The following is a 17,211-nucleotide window of genomic DNA, read 5'->3' on the forward strand; positions in this document are numbered from 1 at the left end:
GTACACACCCCTGAAGAAGTCCCGTTAGAAAGTCAGCCTGTAGCCGATGCTTCCGTTGAAACTGGTGGCGCGGCTGCGGAAGTCCGCATTGACATCCGCAAAAATGGAGCTGGTGTAACCCACCGGAATGGTGATGCCCGCGCCTGCCTGCACGCCGGTGGCTCCTTCCCTGGCTCCGTTCACGCGGAATCCTGCGCCGGGCACGCCGGCGGGCGACAGCGCTGCCGTGGTTTTCCGGTCGCCCAGGAGCTGGACAACCTGCACCCGCAGTTCACCCATGGACGCGCGGCCCGTCAGGTTGCTGGAGAGCTCTCCGCGGAGCCTCGCCCCCAGTCCCACGGTGCCGTAGGTGGAATCCATGTCGTCCACGCTCATGCCCAGGCCCCCTGATTCCGTGAAGCCGTCCATCCGGCTCTTGTACACGGAGGCGTTCACCAGGGGCTGGAACGCGGAGGTTTTATTTTCATCCAGGTACAGGTCATACGTGCCTTCATAAAAGGCGCCATAGCTGCTGCCGCTGGTGCTGCCGTGCATGGCGTACATGCCGGCTCCGGGGATGCCTGCGGTGCGGTCCAGGGAAGCGTCGTTCCATCCGTAGGTGAGGATGACGTTGTGCGCCCAGCGGCCCGACTGGATGCGGAAGAACAGATTGCCGTAGTAGGAGTCCAGGTCTCCGTTCGCCATGTAGGCGTCCAGGTCGCCATAGCTGGCGGAGAAGGCCGCTCCCCATACGAAGCTGTCGCTGCACGTTACGTCAAATCCGAAGGTGCCGCCCCAGGTGTTGAGCTTGTAGCCTGATTCGTCCATCCGGTCATCCAGTTTGCGGTAGCCGCCTTCCCCTTCAATCCAGGCGTTGAAGCAGGGCAGGTCATCGTTGATGTACTGCGGGGAGGCTCCCATCTGGGAGAGGCGGTTGCGCAGGTGGAGCACCTGGTCCCGGAGGGCTCCCTTCTGGGCGGAGTGCAGGGCGGTGACGCCGCTGCCCGCATAGGAGGAGAGGGCGGATTGAAGGGCGCCCGTGTCCCCCATGGCCTGGGCGGTGCCCACGGCATTGAGGAATTCCATCATGGCCGGGGTGATGCTTCCGGGGGAGGAGGTGACGGCCCACAGGCTGTCCACCGCGGCTCTCTGGTTTTCCGTGGAGGCGAAGTCCTTCAGCGGGCTGTCTCCCAGTTTGGTGAAGTGGACCTGGAACAGCTTGCCGTCGTCGGAGAGTATCTTGCTGATGTCATAGACGAGGTTGGCGAAGCCGGCATAAGTCAGGTTCACCATGTCCGCCGTCCAGGTTTCCCCGTTTGCCGTGGCCAGGCCGTTTTCCGCATAGAAGGCGTTGATGGTGAATTCCGGCAGGATGGCCCAGTCTCCCGCGGTACCCAGGCCGTAAATGTTGACGTTGATGGATGGGTCCGCCCCGTTGATGCGGATGGAGCCGTTTTCCGCCTTCACGGCGGCCCAGGCGTTGTCCGCGCTGCGGGCCAGCGTTTCCGTATTGACGGTGAGGTCCAGGGAAGCGCCGGAGTCCAGATTGGCCGCCACTCCGCCGTTGCTGCCGGTCAGCACGAGCTGGACCGCCCGCTGGTTGGGATTGCCGCCCAGGTATAGTTTGCCGTTGGAGGCGATGGAGAGCGTGTTGGCCGTGGTATTGTTCATCAGGGAGAGGTCCGCCGTGGCGTCCAGGCCGGAGGCGTCCCGGGTGTTGCTGCCGATGGAAATGTCCCTGTAGGTCATGGAGCCGTCCGCGGCCAGGTCCTTGTCTCCCAGGACGAGGTGGCCACCCGCCCGGGTATGGCTGACGTCCACGCCGCCATTCCCGGAGGAAAGGATGATCTGCGTGCCTTCGCCCCGGTGGGTGATGGCTCCCGTGCCGGTGATATCCCCCTTGAAGGAGTAGGTTTTCCCGTCGTTGGAGGCCAGTTCCAGACGTCCGTTTGCCCCCAGGTGGAGCGCGCCGTTTTCCTGCTCCTGGTGGAGCCCTTCCAGCGCGATCGTGGAGCCGTCCTGCAGGCGCAGGCTGCCGCCCCCCAGATGGAGCAGCACGTCTTCGCCCAGATTGCTGTCCGTGCCCAGAATCAGGTTGCAATTGTCCAGTTTCATGGTGCCGGAGCCGGTGACGCTTGCGTGGAGCGTCAGGTCTGAAAGCGTGTCTCTGGCGATGGTGAGCAGGGCGCCCCCGTTCAGGGTGATGGAGCCGGAGCCCGCCAGATCCCCGGCGGCCAGGGAGGCGGAGTTCAGCGTCAGCGCGGCATCCTGTTCCACGTTCAGGGCGCCGGAGATGATGGAACTTTCCTTCGTGTTCTGGAGCACGAGCTCTCCCTGCTGCACGTCCAGAGCGGAGGCGGTCACGCTGCCGTCAATGGTCAGCCTCTGTTCACCGTCCTTGACGAGCTGCGCCGCTCCTTCAATGGAGCCCGCATAAGCGGTGTTGCCTGGTTTGTCCGGATCTGCGGAGGTTTCATTCAGCAGCGTGATGATCACGTCGCTGTCCGTTCCCGTGTTCACGACGGCACCGGCTTCCGTGCCGGCCAGATAGCGGATGGTGGTTGTTTTGTCTTCCGGCGCAGTGGCCGCGGACAGGTCGATGTTCAGCGTTCCGTTGTTGGTGACGCTGGGGGTTGCCCCAGGGTGCTGGCGGAGGTGACGTTTTTGGAAGCTCCCTTGTCAATGACCATGGCGTCCAGCTGGCCGAAGGAGATGATTACCTGGCCGCCTTCCGTCCGGGTAATGTCCCACGCCATGCCGTTGTATTCGCTCAGCGTGATGTGGTTGGTATCCGCGTGCAGGGCGGCGTTGGTGACGTGGAAGGCGTAGTCCCCCGGAGCGGCGAGCAGCGCCACGGCATCCGCCGTCAGCGTCAGGGTCAGGTTCCCCAGGGTCAGAGTGGAATTAGCCGCGTCATTGAACTGGATGATTCCCGTGCCGTCCGCGCCCATGTTGGCGGCGGAAAGCCTCAATTGCGTGTCGGAGCCGGACAGGTCCGCATGGCCCGTCAGGCCGGAAATGGTTCCTGTGCCGCTGCCCATGTTGATGGAGTTCAGCTTGCTTCCGTCCAGTCCGCCCAGGTTGACGTTCCCGGTGATGCCGGAGACGGAGACACTCCCGGCTCCCAGTCCCGCCGTATTGGCGAGTGCCCCCGCAGAGATGGATATTTTTCCGGAGACGGCCTGCCCGGCCAGGTCCAGCGTTCCTCCTTCCACCCAATAGGTTCCGGTTCCGGTGTCTGCGGATTTGAGGGTCAGGTTGTGCGAGGTGCGAATCGTGCCGTTGTTGGTGATGTCCAGCGTGGCTCCCTGGTCCTGGTTGAACCGGAGGGCGGAGCCTGCATCCACGGTCAGGGAGGCGACCGTATTGCCCAGGGCCTTGTCCAGCGCAAGGTCCGAATTTCCGGTGACCTGCACCTTGTCAAAGTTCTGGAGCGTTCCGAGGAAGCTGGTAGTGTAGTGGTCGAAGACGAGCTTCTTCTCCCCGTTCACTGTTCCTCCCCCTTGCCGTCGATGGTGCCGGCGTATTTGTCAAATTTGTGTTCGGAACCGTCTCCGGTGGTGGCGGCAATGTCCTTCAGGGTGATGGCGGTGCCTCCGTTGATGGTGCCGCTGGCCTTGTTGCCGCCGCACAGGAGCGTCCATGTCCAGTTGTCCCCGTCAGCCTTGCCCAGAATGGCGTCCGTGCCCGTGACGGTCAGGCTGGTTCCCTGGGAGATGGTGCCGTCCGTTTTGTTCCCGGCGTAGATTTCGTTCATGAACGTTCCGCCGTTGATGTAAAGGGAGGTGGAGCCGGAGATGGTTTTGTTTCCCGTGTAAAGGCCGCCGAAAATGCGGTGGGAGAACACGCCGTCATTGAACACCATGGTGATGTCCCCGTTCACGGCGGTGGCATAGGCTCCCGCCACGGAGGTGCGGTCCGCCTCCCCGTTGGTGAAGGAGGTGTCATAGGTCCCGGTGGAGGAGGAGAATTCCAGGTAAATATCCCCGTGGACGGTGCCCCCGTTAACAGTGCCGAATACCGTGGATTTGCCAATGGCCCCTTCCGCCAGGCGCAGGTGGATGTCCCCGTACAGGTCGCCCGACGTGTGGCCTCCTATCCAGCCGTTATCGCTGCTGACGCCTTCCCCCAGCGTCACCCACAGGTCCTGGCGGCTGTCCGCGCTGCCATAGGCCCCGTTGTTGGCGTAAATGAATTTGGTGCTTCCCGTTCCCGTGATGCTGGCAATGTTGGAGTTGGTGCCGTTGCGGGCATTATACGTGGCATTGGCCCCGGCCGTAGCCACGGCGGTGGCGGCGGCGCCCGTTGTCCATTCGATCATGCCCGGCTTGAGGGCGGAGGAAGCTCCGCCGTTTGCCAGATAAAGGGCTTCCGGTCCGGTGATGCCGCTGGTGGAGGGCGCGTAGGAGAGGGAGCCGTCCAGCGCCAGATTGGACAGGATGGCGTCCAGCGTGCCGGAATAGCTGAAGGTGAGGCCGGAGGAGCTGCCCCCCGCCGCCGTCTGCGCCTCCCCGATGAGGACGTCCCCCAGCCAGATATAGTAGCCCGCGTTCAGGCCGTGGGCGTTGTCCCCCGCCACGTAGGCCACGCGGATGGAATCCGCATTGGCGGACATGTCTTTGGAGTACAGGATGGTGCTTCCCCACTGGATGTACGCTTCATTGATGTTCAGCGTTCCGTTGCCCAGATTCAGGGAGAAGTTGTTCGTGGTGTCCCAGCCGCCCGTGGCGCCGTTGCCCAGGCGCAGGGTGAAATCCACCGTGTAGCCCTTGTCCTGCCCCTGGGAGGCTCCCCAGTTGTAAGTGAGGGTGCTGCTGCCGGATTTGTTGAAGTTGATCGTGTTGTTGGAGATGGTGACGTTATTGGCGGTAAAGCCCTTGGCCGTCAGCGTCTGCTGGGTGATGGAGGGCGTCTGGCCGAAGTTGACGCCCAGTTCGTGGGCGGCTTTCCTTTCCTGCCCGGCGGACCGCCCCGCGTACCCCATGCCCTTGGCCAGGTTGCCCGCCATCAGCAGGTCCCCCTGGGCGTTCGGGTGCAGCCCGTCCGCCGTGGGATTGTGGAACATGGAGCGCACCCCGTAGAAAGGGGTGGAGGAGGCCACGTCAATGATGCCCGCATTGATGTCAATGACTTTGACGCCGTTGGCGGCGTTTTCTGCGCCCCATTCTTTCAGGGATTCGTTGTAGGTGGCTACGGCCTGGTGCGTTTCAGCCAGGTTCCCGTTGGAATGCTGCGTCCAGCAGGGGATGGTCATCACCAGAATGCTTGCGTGGCTGTTGGCGGTGCGGATGGAGGAGACGATGGAATCCATGTCGCTCAGCAGAAGGTAGGTGACCCCGTCCAGCCGCAGGTGCAGCGTACTGTTGTTGTTGTCGGAAAGGAGGTCGTTGGTGCCGGCGAGCAGGAAAAACGTGTCCGGCGTGTCGGCCCCGGTAAAGGTCTGGCCCGTGTAGGTTCCCCCTGGGTTTTTTCCGTGCTCAGGCCCAGCCAGTTCTTGATGTTGGAGCCGTCAAACCGTCCGTAGCTGCTGCTGTTCGCCCTGCCGGCGATTTCATAGGCCCGCGCGCTGGCCGCGGAGGAATGGAGATTCTGGAAAATCCTGCCGCCGTAGGAGGTTCCCGCGGCCACTCCGCCGCTGTAGTTGCCGGTCATGATACCTTTTTCGGTATAGCTGATGCCGTTGTCTGCAAAATTTTGTGCATGGCCCAGCGCCAGGAGCCGCTGTTGACGCCATGGGTGATGGAGTCCCCTACGTACATGACGTTGCCAAGGTTTCCGTCTGAAACAGAGGCGGAGGCCACGGTAGAGAACAGGGCGCTGCACGCAAGCAGGACGGACCTTAGAGAGAAGGGTAATCTTAAACGCATATCCTAGCAGTATGCGAATTAGGAATCCGGCCTCAACTCAAAATGTTGAAGTTTAGTGTATTATAAATTTCAATACATTGAGATTGAAATCATTGTGACACGTCTGGTCTTTTTGGAGCTTGCTTTTTCCCCTGATTTTTGCAGGGCTTGGGATTTGCCGTGTTTTTAGCAGTAACTGACGGATTCCTAATCCGTTGCAGGATTAGTCACAAAGGCACTGGTTCATGTCCAGCGCAGGGTTGTCCGGAATGGAGTCATTGACGATGACGGCGGGAACGCCCGCCACCGTGGTATGGGGAGGGACGTTTTCCAGGACGACGGAGCAGGCGGCGATTTTGGCGCAGGCGCCGATGGTGACCCTGCCCAGGATTTTGGCCCCCGCGCCGATCAGGACGCCGGATTCCACAATGGGGTGCCGGTCTCCTTCCTCCTTGCCCGTGCCGCCCAGCGTTACTTCATGCAGGATGGAGACGTTGTCGCGGATGATGGCGGTTTCCCCCACTACAAAGCTGGTGGCGTGGTCCAGCAGGATGCCGCAGCCGATGGTGGCCGCCGGGTGGATGTCCACCGCAAAGACTTCGCTGGCCAGGCTCTGGAACTGAAGGGCCATGATGGTGCGGCCGTGCTGCCACAGCCAGTGGGAGATGCGGTACGTGGTGATGGCGTGGAACCCCTTGTAGAAGAGCAGGGGTTCCAGCGGCGTGCGGCAGGCGGGGTCCCGGTCCACGATGGCGATCAGGTCGTTGGCGATCTGGCTGAGGATGTTCTGGTTTTCCGCCAGCGCCTCCCGGATGAGGGGTTCGATCAGTTCCCGCGGCATGTCCCGGCGGGAGAGCTTGCGTGCCAGCCGGGCAGAGATGGAGGTGGCCAGGGAATTGCGGGACAGGCAGACGTCGTCCAGAATGCCGCGCATGGCGGGTTCTTCCTCAGCCGCCTCGCGGGCGCATTCCACCACCCAGTCCCATACTCCGTTGATGATGCATTCGCAGTTGGTGCACTGCCGGAGTTTTGAGCGTTTCAGGCTGGTCATGGCGGAAGAAGGTGGAAAGGCAAAAGGAGCCGCCTTTCCCGAAGGGGAAGGCTGCACCCCCACAAGTACCAGAGTACGGCGGATTTGAGAACCGGAAAGTACGTCCTATGCCCAGCCGGGCATGACCTGCCTCCGTCAGCCGAAGATGACGTGCACGATGTCCATGCACCAGGCGTCCACGGACCACGGGCCGGGACCGGTCAGCAGCAGCGCCAGGGCGGAGCCGGCATAGAGCAGGTGGAATTCCACGCCTTCCCCGGCTTTTTTCCCGGACCAGTTGGCAAAGTAGCCGTTTTTAACGTGCTTGGTCATGGCGACGGCCATCATGATGATGACCGCGAGCGCAGCTATCCTGGTGAAGACGCCCAGCACCAGGCAGATGGGGGCGAAGAATTCCGTCAGCATAGCCACCTTGGCCAGGAAGGGGGGAATGCCCATTTTTTCCGTGAAGGCCTGGTACGTGCCGTCCCAGCCCGCTCCCCGAACCAGCCCAGCACTTTCTGGGCTCCGTGCGGCCACAGGATCAGGGCCAGCGTCAGCCGAAGGACCAGCAACCCCCACGCCGCCGCAATAATGGTAATGGAATCAATGGTGTCCATGAATTTGAAATGGTTGAAGAAAAGACCCTTTTATTCCATGGGACGTTCATTTCCGGGCATGGAAAAGGCCGGAGAAGGAGGTCATTTCCTCCCTCTCCGGCCCTTGAAGTCAGGATGGCGCGTCCGTTACCGGGGAATGGAATGGTAAAGCTGTTCCAGCGCCAGCACGCAGTAGGAGGTCACCAGGACGGGGTCCGCCTCCCACCAGCGGTTGTTGGTGTTTACCCAGGAGCCGTCGCTCTTCTGGATGGAGATGAGCTTGTTGGCCAGTTCGTCACGCCAGTCCACCTTGCGGCCGTCTTCCAGCGTCAGGGTGTCTATTCCCATGGCGCTGAGAGCCTTGGACATGGCCTGGTAGTAGTAGTACAGGCCCTGGACGCCCATGCCGGGGTTTTCATCCAGGTTGTAGCTGTTTTCCAGCCATTTGAGGGCCAGCTTGACGCGGGGGTCGTTCTTGTCCACATTGGCGTAAATGAGGGATTGCATGCCCGCGTACGTCATGCTGCCGTAGGCCCTGGGCGGTTCCGCCTTGTCAAACGCGGCGCTTTTGCTGTCCCTGGCGCTGGCGACGCCCGGGCGGTACACGAAGCCGCCGAGCTGGGATTTGTCACTGGAGACCCAGGGTTCCTTGTTGACGGCTGGGTTCTGCTGGCAGCGGTTGATGAATTCCGTGGCGGCGTTCCAGTCCAGGTCCGGCTGTTCCCCGTATTTGCCGTCCTTGGCGAGCTTCTGGGAGTAGTAAATGGCTTCCAGGGCCAGGGAGGTGTTGGAAAGGTCTGCAATGGGAGGGGCCTTTTTATCCCCGTAGCCGATGCCGCCGTTGTAGGGGTTGTCCGGAGCGAAGTGGTTCTGCTGCTTGATGAGGTAGGCGCGGCCCTTGAGGATGGCGGGGGCGTATTCCTCCTTGTTGGCGGCCAGCAGGGCCATCATGCACACCGCGGTGTTGTAGGAGGACATGCCGCGGTTGAAGATGGAGCCGTCCTCCTTCTGGGATTTCAGGACGAAGTCATACCCCTTCCGGATGTATTCCGGGATGGGCTTGCCCTGGTTGGCGGGGTCGCGCATGTAGGCGGTGACCGCCAGGGCCGTCAGGGCCGGATAGGACGGCTGCGCCCAGTAGCCTTCCGGGTTCTGCTTGCTTTTCAGGTATTCGTTCCCTTTTTCAATGGCGCGCAGGATTTCCTGGCTGATGGAGGCGTATTTGGAGGCGGCCGCTTCTCCGGGAACGGCCGTCACGGTGGTCTGGCCGAAGGCGGCTGTGCCCAGCGCGGCGGCCAGCGTTAATGAAAGTGCGGATTTGAACATAATGTGCTATTGCTTGGGTTGAACCGGTTTCTGGGAGATGGTGACGGTGACGTTCGTGCCGGGGGGCAGGTTTTTCTTCGGGTTGACAATCCAGCCCGTGTCGTTGACGCCGTCATGAAAGTCGCCGATGTAGTTGATGGGGGAGGTGCGGCTCGCGAAGATGGAGATTACTTCTCCGCTCAGGCTGGCCTGGTAGGCCCCTTCGTAAAAGAAGGAGTTGGTGTAAAGCCAGTCATTGGGGTCCAGCCCCTTGCGGGTCTGGGAGTTCACGACCATGTCGGAAAAGTCGCTCTTCTGCTCCTTGCCGTTTTCCGTGTAGGTCATGGCGACCTGCACGTAGGAGTCCGCATAGTCCGCGGGCTTGGGCTCCGTGAAGGGGAGCCATTCAAAGTTTTCATCCCGCACCGGGAAGAATTTTTCAAAGCGGTGGAATTTGAGCAGCGTCATGCCCAGGCTGATGTGCAGGGGGTCCGCCTCCGTCACCAGCAGGGATTCATGCAGCTTGCCGTTGGGCATGCAGCAGATATATTCCAGAATGCCCGCCTGCATGTTGACCTGAGCCTGGAAGCTGACGGTGCGTTCCTTGTGGTTCACGATCACGTTGCCTATCTTGATGCGGTGCTCGTCCAGGGGTTCGAATTTGGGTACCGTCTTGCCGTCCGGCAGGGGGACTTCCCGGGGGGCTTCCTCTGGTGCGGGCGCATCCGGATCTCCCGCCGGGGCGGAAACGTCCTGCGCATGGGCAAAGCCCCAGGAGCAGGCAAGCAGGGTGATCGTAAATTTCAGGAACATGTTTATGGAAATTAGATTGTGAAAATGAAAGCTTCCGTTCAATGAAAAAGGCGTCCGTGATTGATTTGTTACTTTTGAATCACGGATGCCTGGAAGGAATGATGGAGGGAGCCTAAACCAGTTTCAGCCTGGCAAGGTCCTGAAGGTCGACGATGCCCACGGGAGTCATTTCCGCGTTGAGCACCACCAGGTCGTCAATGTGGCGGTTGCTGACGGCCTTCACCGCCTCGGCGGCCAGGTCGTCTTCCATCACATAGATGGGGTTGCGGGTCATGAGGCCGCTGACGGGCTGCTCCCCGATGAGGGGATTGGCTCCGTACGCCCGGACGAAGTCTCCGTGGGTGAAGATGCCGGCCAGCTTGTTGTCCGCCGTCAGCAGGATGCAGGCGCCGGTGTGGGCGGTGGTCATCGCCTTCAGGCAGTCGTTCACGGAGGCGGTTTCCGGAAGGATGGCCATTTCCTCCCCCGGCGCATGATGTCGCTCACCTTGGTGAGCAGCGCGCGGCCCAGGGAGCCGCCGGGGTGGCGTTTGGCGAAGTCCCGCGCGGTGAAGTGGCGCGCTTCCACCAGGGCCATGGCAAGGGCGTCCCCCATGACGAGCATGGCCGTGGTGCTGGAGGTGGGGGCCAGGTTCAGCGGGCAGGCTTCCCGGGAAACGCCCGTGTCCAGCACGATGTCCGAGTATTTGGCCAGGGAGGAGGCCGTATTGCCCGTCATGGAAATGATGGGCAGTTCAAAGCGTTTGATGAAAGGGAGCAGGGCCAGCAGTTCCGAGGTTTCCCCGGAGAAGGACATCGCGATGCAGACATCGCCGTCCTGGACGATGCCCAGGTCCCCGTGCAGGGCGTTCAGGGAATCCAGCAGGACGGTGGGCGTTCCGGTGGAGTTCAGGGTGGCGACGATTTTGGCTCCGATGTTGCCGGATTTGCCTACGCCTACGATGACGATCTTGTTGCCGCGGTCCAGGGCCTGGGACATGAGTTCCACAGCTTGGTTGAAATTGTCATCCAGCCGGGACAGGACGCCGCGCAGCTCTTCAATCTCCATTTCAAAAACGGATTTGGCGCGTGTTAAATGATTCATATCTGGCGGGAATGATGCCAGATGCCCCCATGGCCGTCAATTTTTCATTGCGGCTCCGCGGTCCCCGTTTTTCCGGCACCTGCACGCGGGATTGGCTGCCAGCGGAATGGTGGTGAAGCGCATGCGCCGCGTGTCTGCGGAGAGCATGGCTCCCACCAGCGGAGAGGGGATGCCGGCCAGGTATTTCAGGGTTTCCATGGCCTGGATGCAGCCGATGATGCCCGCATGCGCGCCCAGGATGCCGGCGGCGGAGGCGGTGTCTTTCTCCTGCATGGGCGTGTCTGCCGGGAAGAGGCAGCGGTAGCACGCGGTGCCCTGGTGGGGGGCGAAGACGGCCACCTGGCCGATGAAGCCTTTCACGGCTCCGTGCACCAGCGGCAGGCGCAGGGCGCAAGCGGCGTCCGCCATGGCGAAGCGCGCCGCGTAGTTGTCCGAGGCGTCCAGGACCAGGTCGCACCCTTCCAGCAGGGAAACGGCGTTGTCTGGGGTGAGCCGCCTGTGGACCGTGTTGATGTGGACGGAAGGGTTCAGGGCGTACAGGCGCCTGGCGGCGCTGGCGGTCTTGGCCGTTCCCGCCGCATCCGTGGCATGCAGGATCTGCCGCTGGAGGTTGGAAAGGCAGACCTCGTCCGGGTCGATCAGGGTCAGCCGCCCCACGCCCGCGGCGGCAAGATAAAGGGCCGCGGGGGAGCCAAGCCCCCCGAGGCCCGTCAGGGCGACGTGCGCCCGTTTGAGTTTTTGCTGGCCCTGTTCGCCCAGTTCCGGAAGGGAAAGATGCCTTGCGTACCGTTCGGTTTCTTCCTGGGTGAGGGTCATTGCTGTCGTCGGGATTAACGGCGGGCGGAGTTGCCGCTGAAGGCGTACAGGAGCAGCGTCCATCCGGAGAAGATCAGTTCCACTGCGATCAGGGTGCCGATGAACCAGGCCGTGGATTCAGGCCAGCCGAAGATGACCATGAGGCCCAGGATCAGCGTGATGATCACGTTGAAGAGCCGCCAGCCGCTGGCGGGCAGGGAACGGGTCTGGAGCCAGATGGCCCCCTGGAAGACGGCGGCGATGACCAGGCCCCACCCGATGATGAGCGTGGTGATGGCCAGGGAAATATTGGGGTCCCGGAACAGGAACCAGCCGGCGATGCCGTACAGGATGGCCGTCACCAGGTTCCACCAGCGGGAGGACGGGACGGTGAAGACCTGGACCAGCCGGACGACGGCCAGGATCATCAGCATGATGCCGATCACCCAGATGAAGCTGGCCCCGACAATCCAGGGAGAGGCCAGGGCGATGAAGCCAAGAAATAGCTCGATGACGCCAAGGATACCCATCCACCATGAGTTGCCGGATACCGCGGAGCTGCTGACTTGAGGTTGAGTTGTCATATGGCGGTATGACCGGACCCGCGGCGGAAACGTTGAAGAATGACGATTTTATTTGCCGGCGGATGCCTGCGGCGGAGTGTTCTTCGGGTCCATGGTCTTCAGCAGCTCCGGAGTGACGTTGATCAGAACGGGGCCGCTTTTGGGGTGCGCCTGGGGGGACGAAGTAGGAAAAGGCCCTGGCGGGCAGTTGTCCCGGGATTTCCGGCATGATGTAAACCTCCACGAGAACGGCGCCCTTTTTGCCGTTAGGGCTGTCGGAAAAGTTCAGCGTGAGGGAGTTGGTTCCGTCCCTCAGCCCGCCGGAAATGATTTCCGCCAGGCGCGTGTTGTCGAATTCATGCGGGGAAATGTTGTTTACGTTCGCCTTGACGGTGCGGCCGGGGCAGTCCACCAGAATTTTTGCGATGTATTTGGGCGGCGGGCAGACAGGCGGCACGGCGGGAATTTTTCCAAGGGGCTGGAAGCCGTCCTGCTCCATCAGGACGGTGGCGTCGCCGCGCTTGAGGCATTCCTTGACGGCGGGCAGGCGGGTGAGGTTGAAGAAGCGCGCCTGGTCGTATTTCCATTTGCCGTTTTCGTGGGTGAACAGCAGGACCAGGGCGTTGGAGTCCGTCGGTTCCTGGCCCAGCCCCAGGTCCACCTTGCCGTAGTAGGTGGCCGCGGCCGTGGGACCGTCCACCACGGAGCCCACGTACATCAGCGGGGCGAGCGCGGGCGGAGCCATGGGCTGCCGGAACAGGGAGGCGGGAAAGGGGCGTTTTTCAGAGACGGCCAGGTTGCGCACTTTCACCTGGCGGTAGGCGGAGGTGGTGGCTCTCCAGCCGTCATAGTTGCCGCGCAGCAGGTGCAGGCGCCATGTGTTGTAGGCTACGTCCAGATCATCCCTCAGTTTGGCGTCTCCGGGCCGGGGGGCGGCGGAGGCGGGGGCGAGAAGAGCTGCGGCGCAGCAGGCCATGGTGAGAATGGAGCGGAAAGTCATTACACGATTATTTAGACATCAAACTTGCGCGGAGTGCAACACAATTGCATCATGAAGCCGTTCTTATGGAATTGTTCACGGAAGCCGATCATCTGGCGGAAGCCCGGTACAGGAAACTGTTGCGGGAACAGCCCGGCTTTGTGTGGAGGCGGTTTTCAGACGGTGAGGAGCTGATGGCCTACGTCTTTTTTCCTCCTGGCCATCGAGAGGGCGCTTCCGCGCCCTCCGTGCTGTTTTTTCACGGCGGCATGTGGGTGGGAAAGAGCCTGGGGGATTTTGTGCCATGGGCGCTTCACCTTGCCCAGCAGGGAATTGTGGGGATTATTCCCATGTTCCGTACGCGCGGCGCTTATGAGGTGGAGCCGATGGATATTCTGGAAGAGGGCCGGGAAGCCTGGGCCTGGGTGTATGAAAACGCCGCCCTGCTGGGTCTGGACCCGGCCCGCATTACCGTAGCGGGGAGCGATGCGGGAGGACTGATGGCCCTGCATGTGGCCCTCCCCGACCATCCCGCGCGCTGGTCCCTGTTCCGCAGGAAGGCTCCCCTTCCGCCCGGTCCTGCCGCCGTGGCCCTGTTCCGCGGCGTGTGCGATCTGGCGGCGCAGTCCGCCTTTAAACTGGGAGGCATGATGCCCCCTGACCAGCGGGATGCCGTCAATCCCCTGCGGCGCGTGCAGAAAGGGCTGCCTCCCCTGTTCGCGAGCCATGGCGGAAGAGACAGGCTGCTGCCGTGGCGCAATAGCGAGCGGCTGGCGGAGCTGTGGCGGAAAAAGAAAAACCGCTCCAGATTTGAGCTTCTGGACGTGGCGGACCACACGTTTTACCATTTCAATGTAAATGCCGCCTATTTTGAGCAATTGCTCAACAGTTGGAGTTCCTTCATGGTGGAGCAGGGCATTTGGGAATATAACGAGGGAATGGACGCCGGATTGCTGGGCTGACCGGAGAATACCGCCCGTGAAATACACGGCGGCAAGGGTGGGGCTTTCCTGTCAGCGGCCGCCCAGCATGTTTTCCCGGATTTCCTGCATGTCCCGGCGGAAGGCGGGCTGCGTCTGCGGGGTAGGCGGCTGGATATCCCATTCCTTCATCTTTTTGCGGACCTTGAGGAATGCCTCCTGCTCGCTGGCGCCGTATTTCTTGCAGACGGTGGAGAGGGTCAGTTCCGGTCCCGTGAAGCGGCCCTTGAGGAAGAAAGGCAGGTCGTGCTGCCAGGCGCGGCGGAAGTCCTCCGGGCATCCGTCCGTCCTGATGGGGGCGAACAGTTCCCTGACCTGGCTTTCCCGGATGCCCGCGGTGTTCATGCAGATGGCGGTTTCCATGTAGGCCAGCGTGAATTCCAGCATGACCCGTTCAATGGATTGCCTGGCCTGGGCCAGTTGGTCCGGGGTAAGGCCCATGACTTGGGCGCGCAGGGCGGCCAGGGCTTCCAGGATGGCCTTGGGGTCGCCACAGGTGCGCGGATCCATGCGGGGGATTTGTTCATCCTCGTCGTAAAGGGGAATGGGCGGATGCACCCGGGAATTGATCTTGAACAGTTTGCCCTGGAGCCGTTCCCGGAGGTCCTTCAGGCTGACGCCGTACTTACGCAGGACGGGCGCCGCGTAATTGCGCCCCGGCTTGTCCGTCTGCCGCAGCCATGCTTCCTGAAAATCAGCGGGGCATTGCTGAAGGCCCGCCGCCAGCATGGCGTTCCGGAAGTCCTCCGCCTTGGGCGTTTTATTGGCATAGGCGTGGGTCCATTCCATTTCCAGCATCCAGATGGCGGTGAGGCCCAGGAATTGTTCAATCGCCTGTTTGGCCTCCGCGGGTTCCGGTGCGGGAAGTCCCGCCGGAGCGGCGGCGGAGGACGGGATGTGCCAGCAGAACGGGAACAGCAGGGCGAAAGCCAGGAACGGGCGCAGCAGATGCATGGGGGGAAGGAAAGAGGGTTGGGAAGGGACGGCAGCGCTCATTCGGCTGTCACGGTAACGTCCAGCGGGCGGTCGGAAACGGGGAATTGCAATTCATAAAAACCGTTGCCCAGGTTCTTGACGGGAACGTTCCCTGCCTTCACGGGGCTTTTCCCGCGCCAGACGACGACCGGGCCGGATTCCTTCACGCGGAAGCGGAGGCTGTCCGCCCCGTATTCCGGAGCGGCGGCCAGGGCGCAGGGAGAGAGGAATTTGTTCCCCTGCCGATGACGGCCCAGCCCCGGACGATGGGCGCCATGATGAACAGGCGGTCCTTGAAGCCCGTTAGCTTCACGTCCAGGTCCGGCTGTGCCGGGGTCAGCGCGCGGCCTCCCTCTGCGGAATAGGCGGCGATTCCCTCCGCCGGAATGGAGGCATAGGCTTCCGCCGCGTTGCCGTTCAGCAGGGCCGCCGCGTTTTTATAATCCCCCAGGGAAATTTTCCCCTGCACCGGTTCCGCCGGGGAGGGGTGTTTGAGGTTGTACAGCACCACGGCGGCGCTTTGGCCGGGCAGCGGGGCGATCACCCGGTACAGGCGGTTCTCGTTCAGCGCATCCAGAAAGACGGAATCCGGCAGGGGGACGGCAGGGGCCAGCGGCCGCAGCAGAAGGCCGTCGGACCAGACCAGGGGCATGATGTTTTCCGGATTGAGCTTGTCAGCCGGGTCTGAAAGGTAGACGGGGCCCCCGGATACGGCCTTGGAAACGGCCATGAGGCGCGCGCTGGTGGGGTCCGTGGAATGGAACATGTCATGGTCCGGCCACGCGGTCTGCCCCAGCCAGAGCGTATTGGCGTAGGACTGGAGGATGTGGGACTTGCCCATGGCTTCATCCCCCAGCTTGTAGTCAATGCTGCACCGGGTGATAGCGCTGTAGCGGGTATTCTGGATGTTGACGGTGCCCTGCGCCATGCAATTCATCAGGCTGAGGCCCGTCTTCCGGCATGCCTGTTCCAAGGCTTCCGAACACTTGGTGTTGTGGCGGACCGGGTTGTCCAGGCCGTCCGCATGCTTCAGGTATTCCGCCTGCACGTCGATCTTCACGAAGTCGAACCCGGCGTCCTTGACGGATTGGAGAAAAGGGTTGTAAAACGCCCCGGCTCCTCCGGGGCCGTCACCGGGGAGGATTTTCCCCTTGGTAGTGCTGACCAGCCCGCGGGCCGTCTGGGCGTCCAGCCGGTGCTTGGGGTGGATGCCGTTCCAGAGGCCGTAATAGCAGTTCCACAGGCCCATCCATTTCAACTTGGAGCTTTTGTGCTTCATCAGGGGCTGCCAGCCCTGCGGGAATTTGTCCTGGCGGGTCTGGAAGCTGATCAACTTAAGCCCTTCCTGGGTCTGGAACCCGTCGTCCACCAGCATCCACCGGACGGGGATGGGGGAGGCCTCCAGTTGGCTGGCCGTTTCTTCAAGCAGCTTGGAGGAGATGTTCTTTTTATACCGCTCCCAACTGCACCATCCGAGGTACTTGAAGGGTTCCGGATAAACCTTCTTTTCCCGGGAAAGGTTCTGCCCTTGATGAAGGGGAGGGAAAGGGCTTTGTTCCAGGCGGCGGAGCAGGCGCGGTAAATATCCTTGTCCACGGCGGTGACGGCCAGGACGGGCTGCGGTTTGGCGGTGGAAGTTCCCAGCGTGCCGGATTCCACAAGGAATTTGCCGTCTCCGTCAAGCTTCAGCCACGTGAGGGAGTCAGGGGTGGCGACGGGCAGCACGGCCATGAAATTGCCGTCCTTGAGGTGGAACAGCGCAAACATGGCGTGGTCCCCCGGTTTGGCGGTGCTGGGGTTCGGCTTGCTGTCCAGCAGGTTGCCGGGAGCCGTCCGGCCGAACCAGGGCAGCACCCGGTTGCCGTCTCCGGGCCAGCGGCCGCGGTCCGCCGCGAACCAGCAGAAGGACTGGTAGGGAGGTACCTGAAGGGAACGTGCGTTTTTTCCCGGCAGCGGGGGAATGGTGGATATCCGGGTTTGGGCGGCGGCAGTCCAGATGCTCAGGGCCGCCAGGACAAGAGCCGGGAACGTGAATGCTTTCATGGGAATCATCATTAGGTTAAGGAAGGTGGCAGATGGACTAGCAGGAGGGCAGGGAGGGTCGCTTCCCTGCTTTTCGGAAAAAAAGCCGTTGCGCCATGATGGCAAAGCATTTGCCGGAGACGAGCAAAAAATGATGTTTCCGCCTTATTTTGCTTCTTTTTCCATGTGGAAAACGGATTGCTAATCCGTTACGGAATAGTTCCAATGCCGCATGGTGCGCC

Annotated in this window: 17 protein-coding genes and 2 pseudogenes; 3 read left to right on the forward strand and 16 right to left on the reverse strand. The window is 61.9% G+C overall.

Going from position 1 to position 17,211, the window contains the following annotated elements:
- Positions 1 to 24 precede the first annotated feature (24 nt).
- The 12 genes and pseudogenes from PVA48_RS07940 to PVA48_RS07995 form a co-directional block, all read right to left on the reverse strand.
- On the reverse strand, positions 25 to 2,499 hold the full coding sequence (locus tag PVA48_RS07940) for an autotransporter domain-containing protein (protein WP_423231558.1): 2,475 nt from the start codon (positions 2,497 to 2,499) through the stop codon (positions 25 to 27).
- A gap of 83 nt (positions 2,500 to 2,582) precedes the next feature.
- Entirely contained in the window at positions 2,583 to 3,470 is an 888-nt protein-coding gene (locus tag PVA48_RS07945; RefSeq protein WP_423231559.1) for a hypothetical protein, read from the reverse strand.
- A complete protein-coding gene (locus PVA48_RS07950; protein WP_423232504.1) occupies positions 3,467 to 5,383 on the reverse strand; it encodes a GDSL-type esterase/lipase family protein in 1,917 nt (638 codons plus the stop codon). The genes PVA48_RS07945 and PVA48_RS07950 overlap by 4 nt, the downstream gene beginning before the upstream one ends.
- Complete coding sequence (locus PVA48_RS07955; protein WP_423231560.1) at positions 5,296 to 5,631, reverse strand: hypothetical protein; 336 nt, start codon at positions 5,629 to 5,631, stop codon at positions 5,296 to 5,298. Before PVA48_RS07955 ends, PVA48_RS07950 begins: the two co-directional genes overlap by 88 nt.
- A 417-nt stretch (positions 5,632 to 6,048) precedes the next feature.
- The gene (cysE, locus tag PVA48_RS07960; protein ID WP_022397562.1) at positions 6,049 to 6,876 is read right to left on the reverse strand and encodes a serine O-acetyltransferase; all 828 of its coding nucleotides are present in this window, start codon (positions 6,874 to 6,876) and stop codon (positions 6,049 to 6,051) included.
- A gap of 135 nt (positions 6,877 to 7,011) precedes the next feature.
- Positions 7,012 to 7,475: pseudogene (locus PVA48_RS07965) on the reverse strand (DoxX family protein).
- A gap of 126 nt (positions 7,476 to 7,601) precedes the next feature.
- Entirely contained in the window at positions 7,602 to 8,780 is a 1,179-nt protein-coding gene (locus PVA48_RS07970) for a prenyltransferase/squalene oxidase repeat-containing protein (protein ID WP_022397560.1), read from the reverse strand.
- A 6-nt stretch (positions 8,781 to 8,786) separates the two neighbouring features.
- A complete protein-coding gene (locus PVA48_RS07975; RefSeq protein WP_102726680.1) occupies positions 8,787 to 9,572 on the reverse strand; it encodes a YdjY domain-containing protein in 786 nt (261 codons plus the stop codon).
- A 112-nt stretch (positions 9,573 to 9,684) separates the two neighbouring features.
- Positions 9,685 to 10,002: a CBS domain-containing protein gene (locus tag PVA48_RS07980; RefSeq protein ID WP_423231561.1), complete on the reverse strand. Its 318-nt coding sequence runs from the start codon at positions 10,000 to 10,002 to the stop codon at positions 9,685 to 9,687.
- On the reverse strand, positions 9,999 to 10,655 hold the full coding sequence (locus PVA48_RS07985) for a KpsF/GutQ family sugar-phosphate isomerase (RefSeq protein WP_423231562.1): 657 nt from the start codon (positions 10,653 to 10,655) through the stop codon (positions 9,999 to 10,001). Before PVA48_RS07985 ends, PVA48_RS07980 begins: the two co-directional genes overlap by 4 nt.
- A gap of 36 nt (positions 10,656 to 10,691) precedes the next feature.
- Entirely contained in the window at positions 10,692 to 11,471 is a 780-nt protein-coding gene (locus PVA48_RS07990; protein ID WP_180975231.1) for a HesA/MoeB/ThiF family protein, read from the reverse strand.
- A 14-nt stretch (positions 11,472 to 11,485) separates the two neighbouring features.
- Entirely contained in the window at positions 11,486 to 12,034 is a 549-nt protein-coding gene (locus tag PVA48_RS07995) for an HdeD family acid-resistance protein (protein ID WP_102722689.1), read from the reverse strand.
- A 337-nt stretch (positions 12,035 to 12,371) separates the two neighbouring features.
- Here PVA48_RS07995 and PVA48_RS08000 point away from each other — a divergent pair, with 337 nt between their 5' ends.
- Positions 12,372 to 13,028: a hypothetical protein gene (locus PVA48_RS08000; protein ID WP_423231563.1), complete on the forward strand. Its 657-nt coding sequence runs from the start codon at positions 12,372 to 12,374 to the stop codon at positions 13,026 to 13,028.
- 50 nt (positions 13,029 to 13,078) lie between these two features.
- A complete protein-coding gene (locus PVA48_RS08005) occupies positions 13,079 to 13,954 on the forward strand; it encodes an alpha/beta hydrolase (protein WP_022397554.1) in 876 nt (291 codons plus the stop codon).
- Positions 13,955 to 14,005: 51 nt separating this feature from the next.
- On the opposite strand, the gene PVA48_RS08010 is transcribed toward PVA48_RS08005, so the two are convergent.
- From PVA48_RS08010 to PVA48_RS08025, 4 genes and pseudogenes are all read right to left on the reverse strand, one after another.
- On the reverse strand, positions 14,006 to 14,926 hold the full coding sequence (locus tag PVA48_RS08010; protein WP_146021159.1) for a hypothetical protein: 921 nt from the start codon (positions 14,924 to 14,926) through the stop codon (positions 14,006 to 14,008).
- Positions 14,927 to 14,964: 38 nt separating this feature from the next.
- Positions 14,965 to 15,114, reverse strand: a complete 150-nt coding sequence (locus PVA48_RS08015; RefSeq protein WP_423231564.1) for a hypothetical protein — start codon at positions 15,112 to 15,114, stop codon at positions 14,965 to 14,967.
- Positions 15,111 to 16,322 (reverse strand): Sip1-related alpha-galactosidase, encoded by a 1,212-nt coding sequence (locus PVA48_RS08020; RefSeq protein WP_423231565.1) that lies wholly within the window; start codon positions 16,320 to 16,322, stop codon positions 15,111 to 15,113. Before PVA48_RS08020 ends, PVA48_RS08015 begins: the two co-directional genes overlap by 4 nt.
- Positions 16,323 to 16,352: 30 nt before the next feature.
- Positions 16,353 to 16,613 (reverse strand): annotated as a pseudogene (locus PVA48_RS08025) (hypothetical protein); the annotation flags it as partial.
- Between the two features lie 375 nt (positions 16,614 to 16,988).
- Between PVA48_RS08025 and PVA48_RS08030 the strand changes: the two are divergent.
- Positions 16,989 to 17,174: a hypothetical protein gene (locus PVA48_RS08030; RefSeq protein ID WP_146018258.1), complete on the forward strand. Its 186-nt coding sequence runs from the start codon at positions 16,989 to 16,991 to the stop codon at positions 17,172 to 17,174.
- The last annotated feature ends 37 nt before the right edge of the window (positions 17,175 to 17,211 follow it).

The organism is Akkermansia sp. JRP_AM1, assembly GCF_049262625.1.
Lineage (GTDB): Bacteria > Verrucomicrobiota > Verrucomicrobiia > Verrucomicrobiales > Akkermansiaceae > Akkermansia > Akkermansia massiliensis.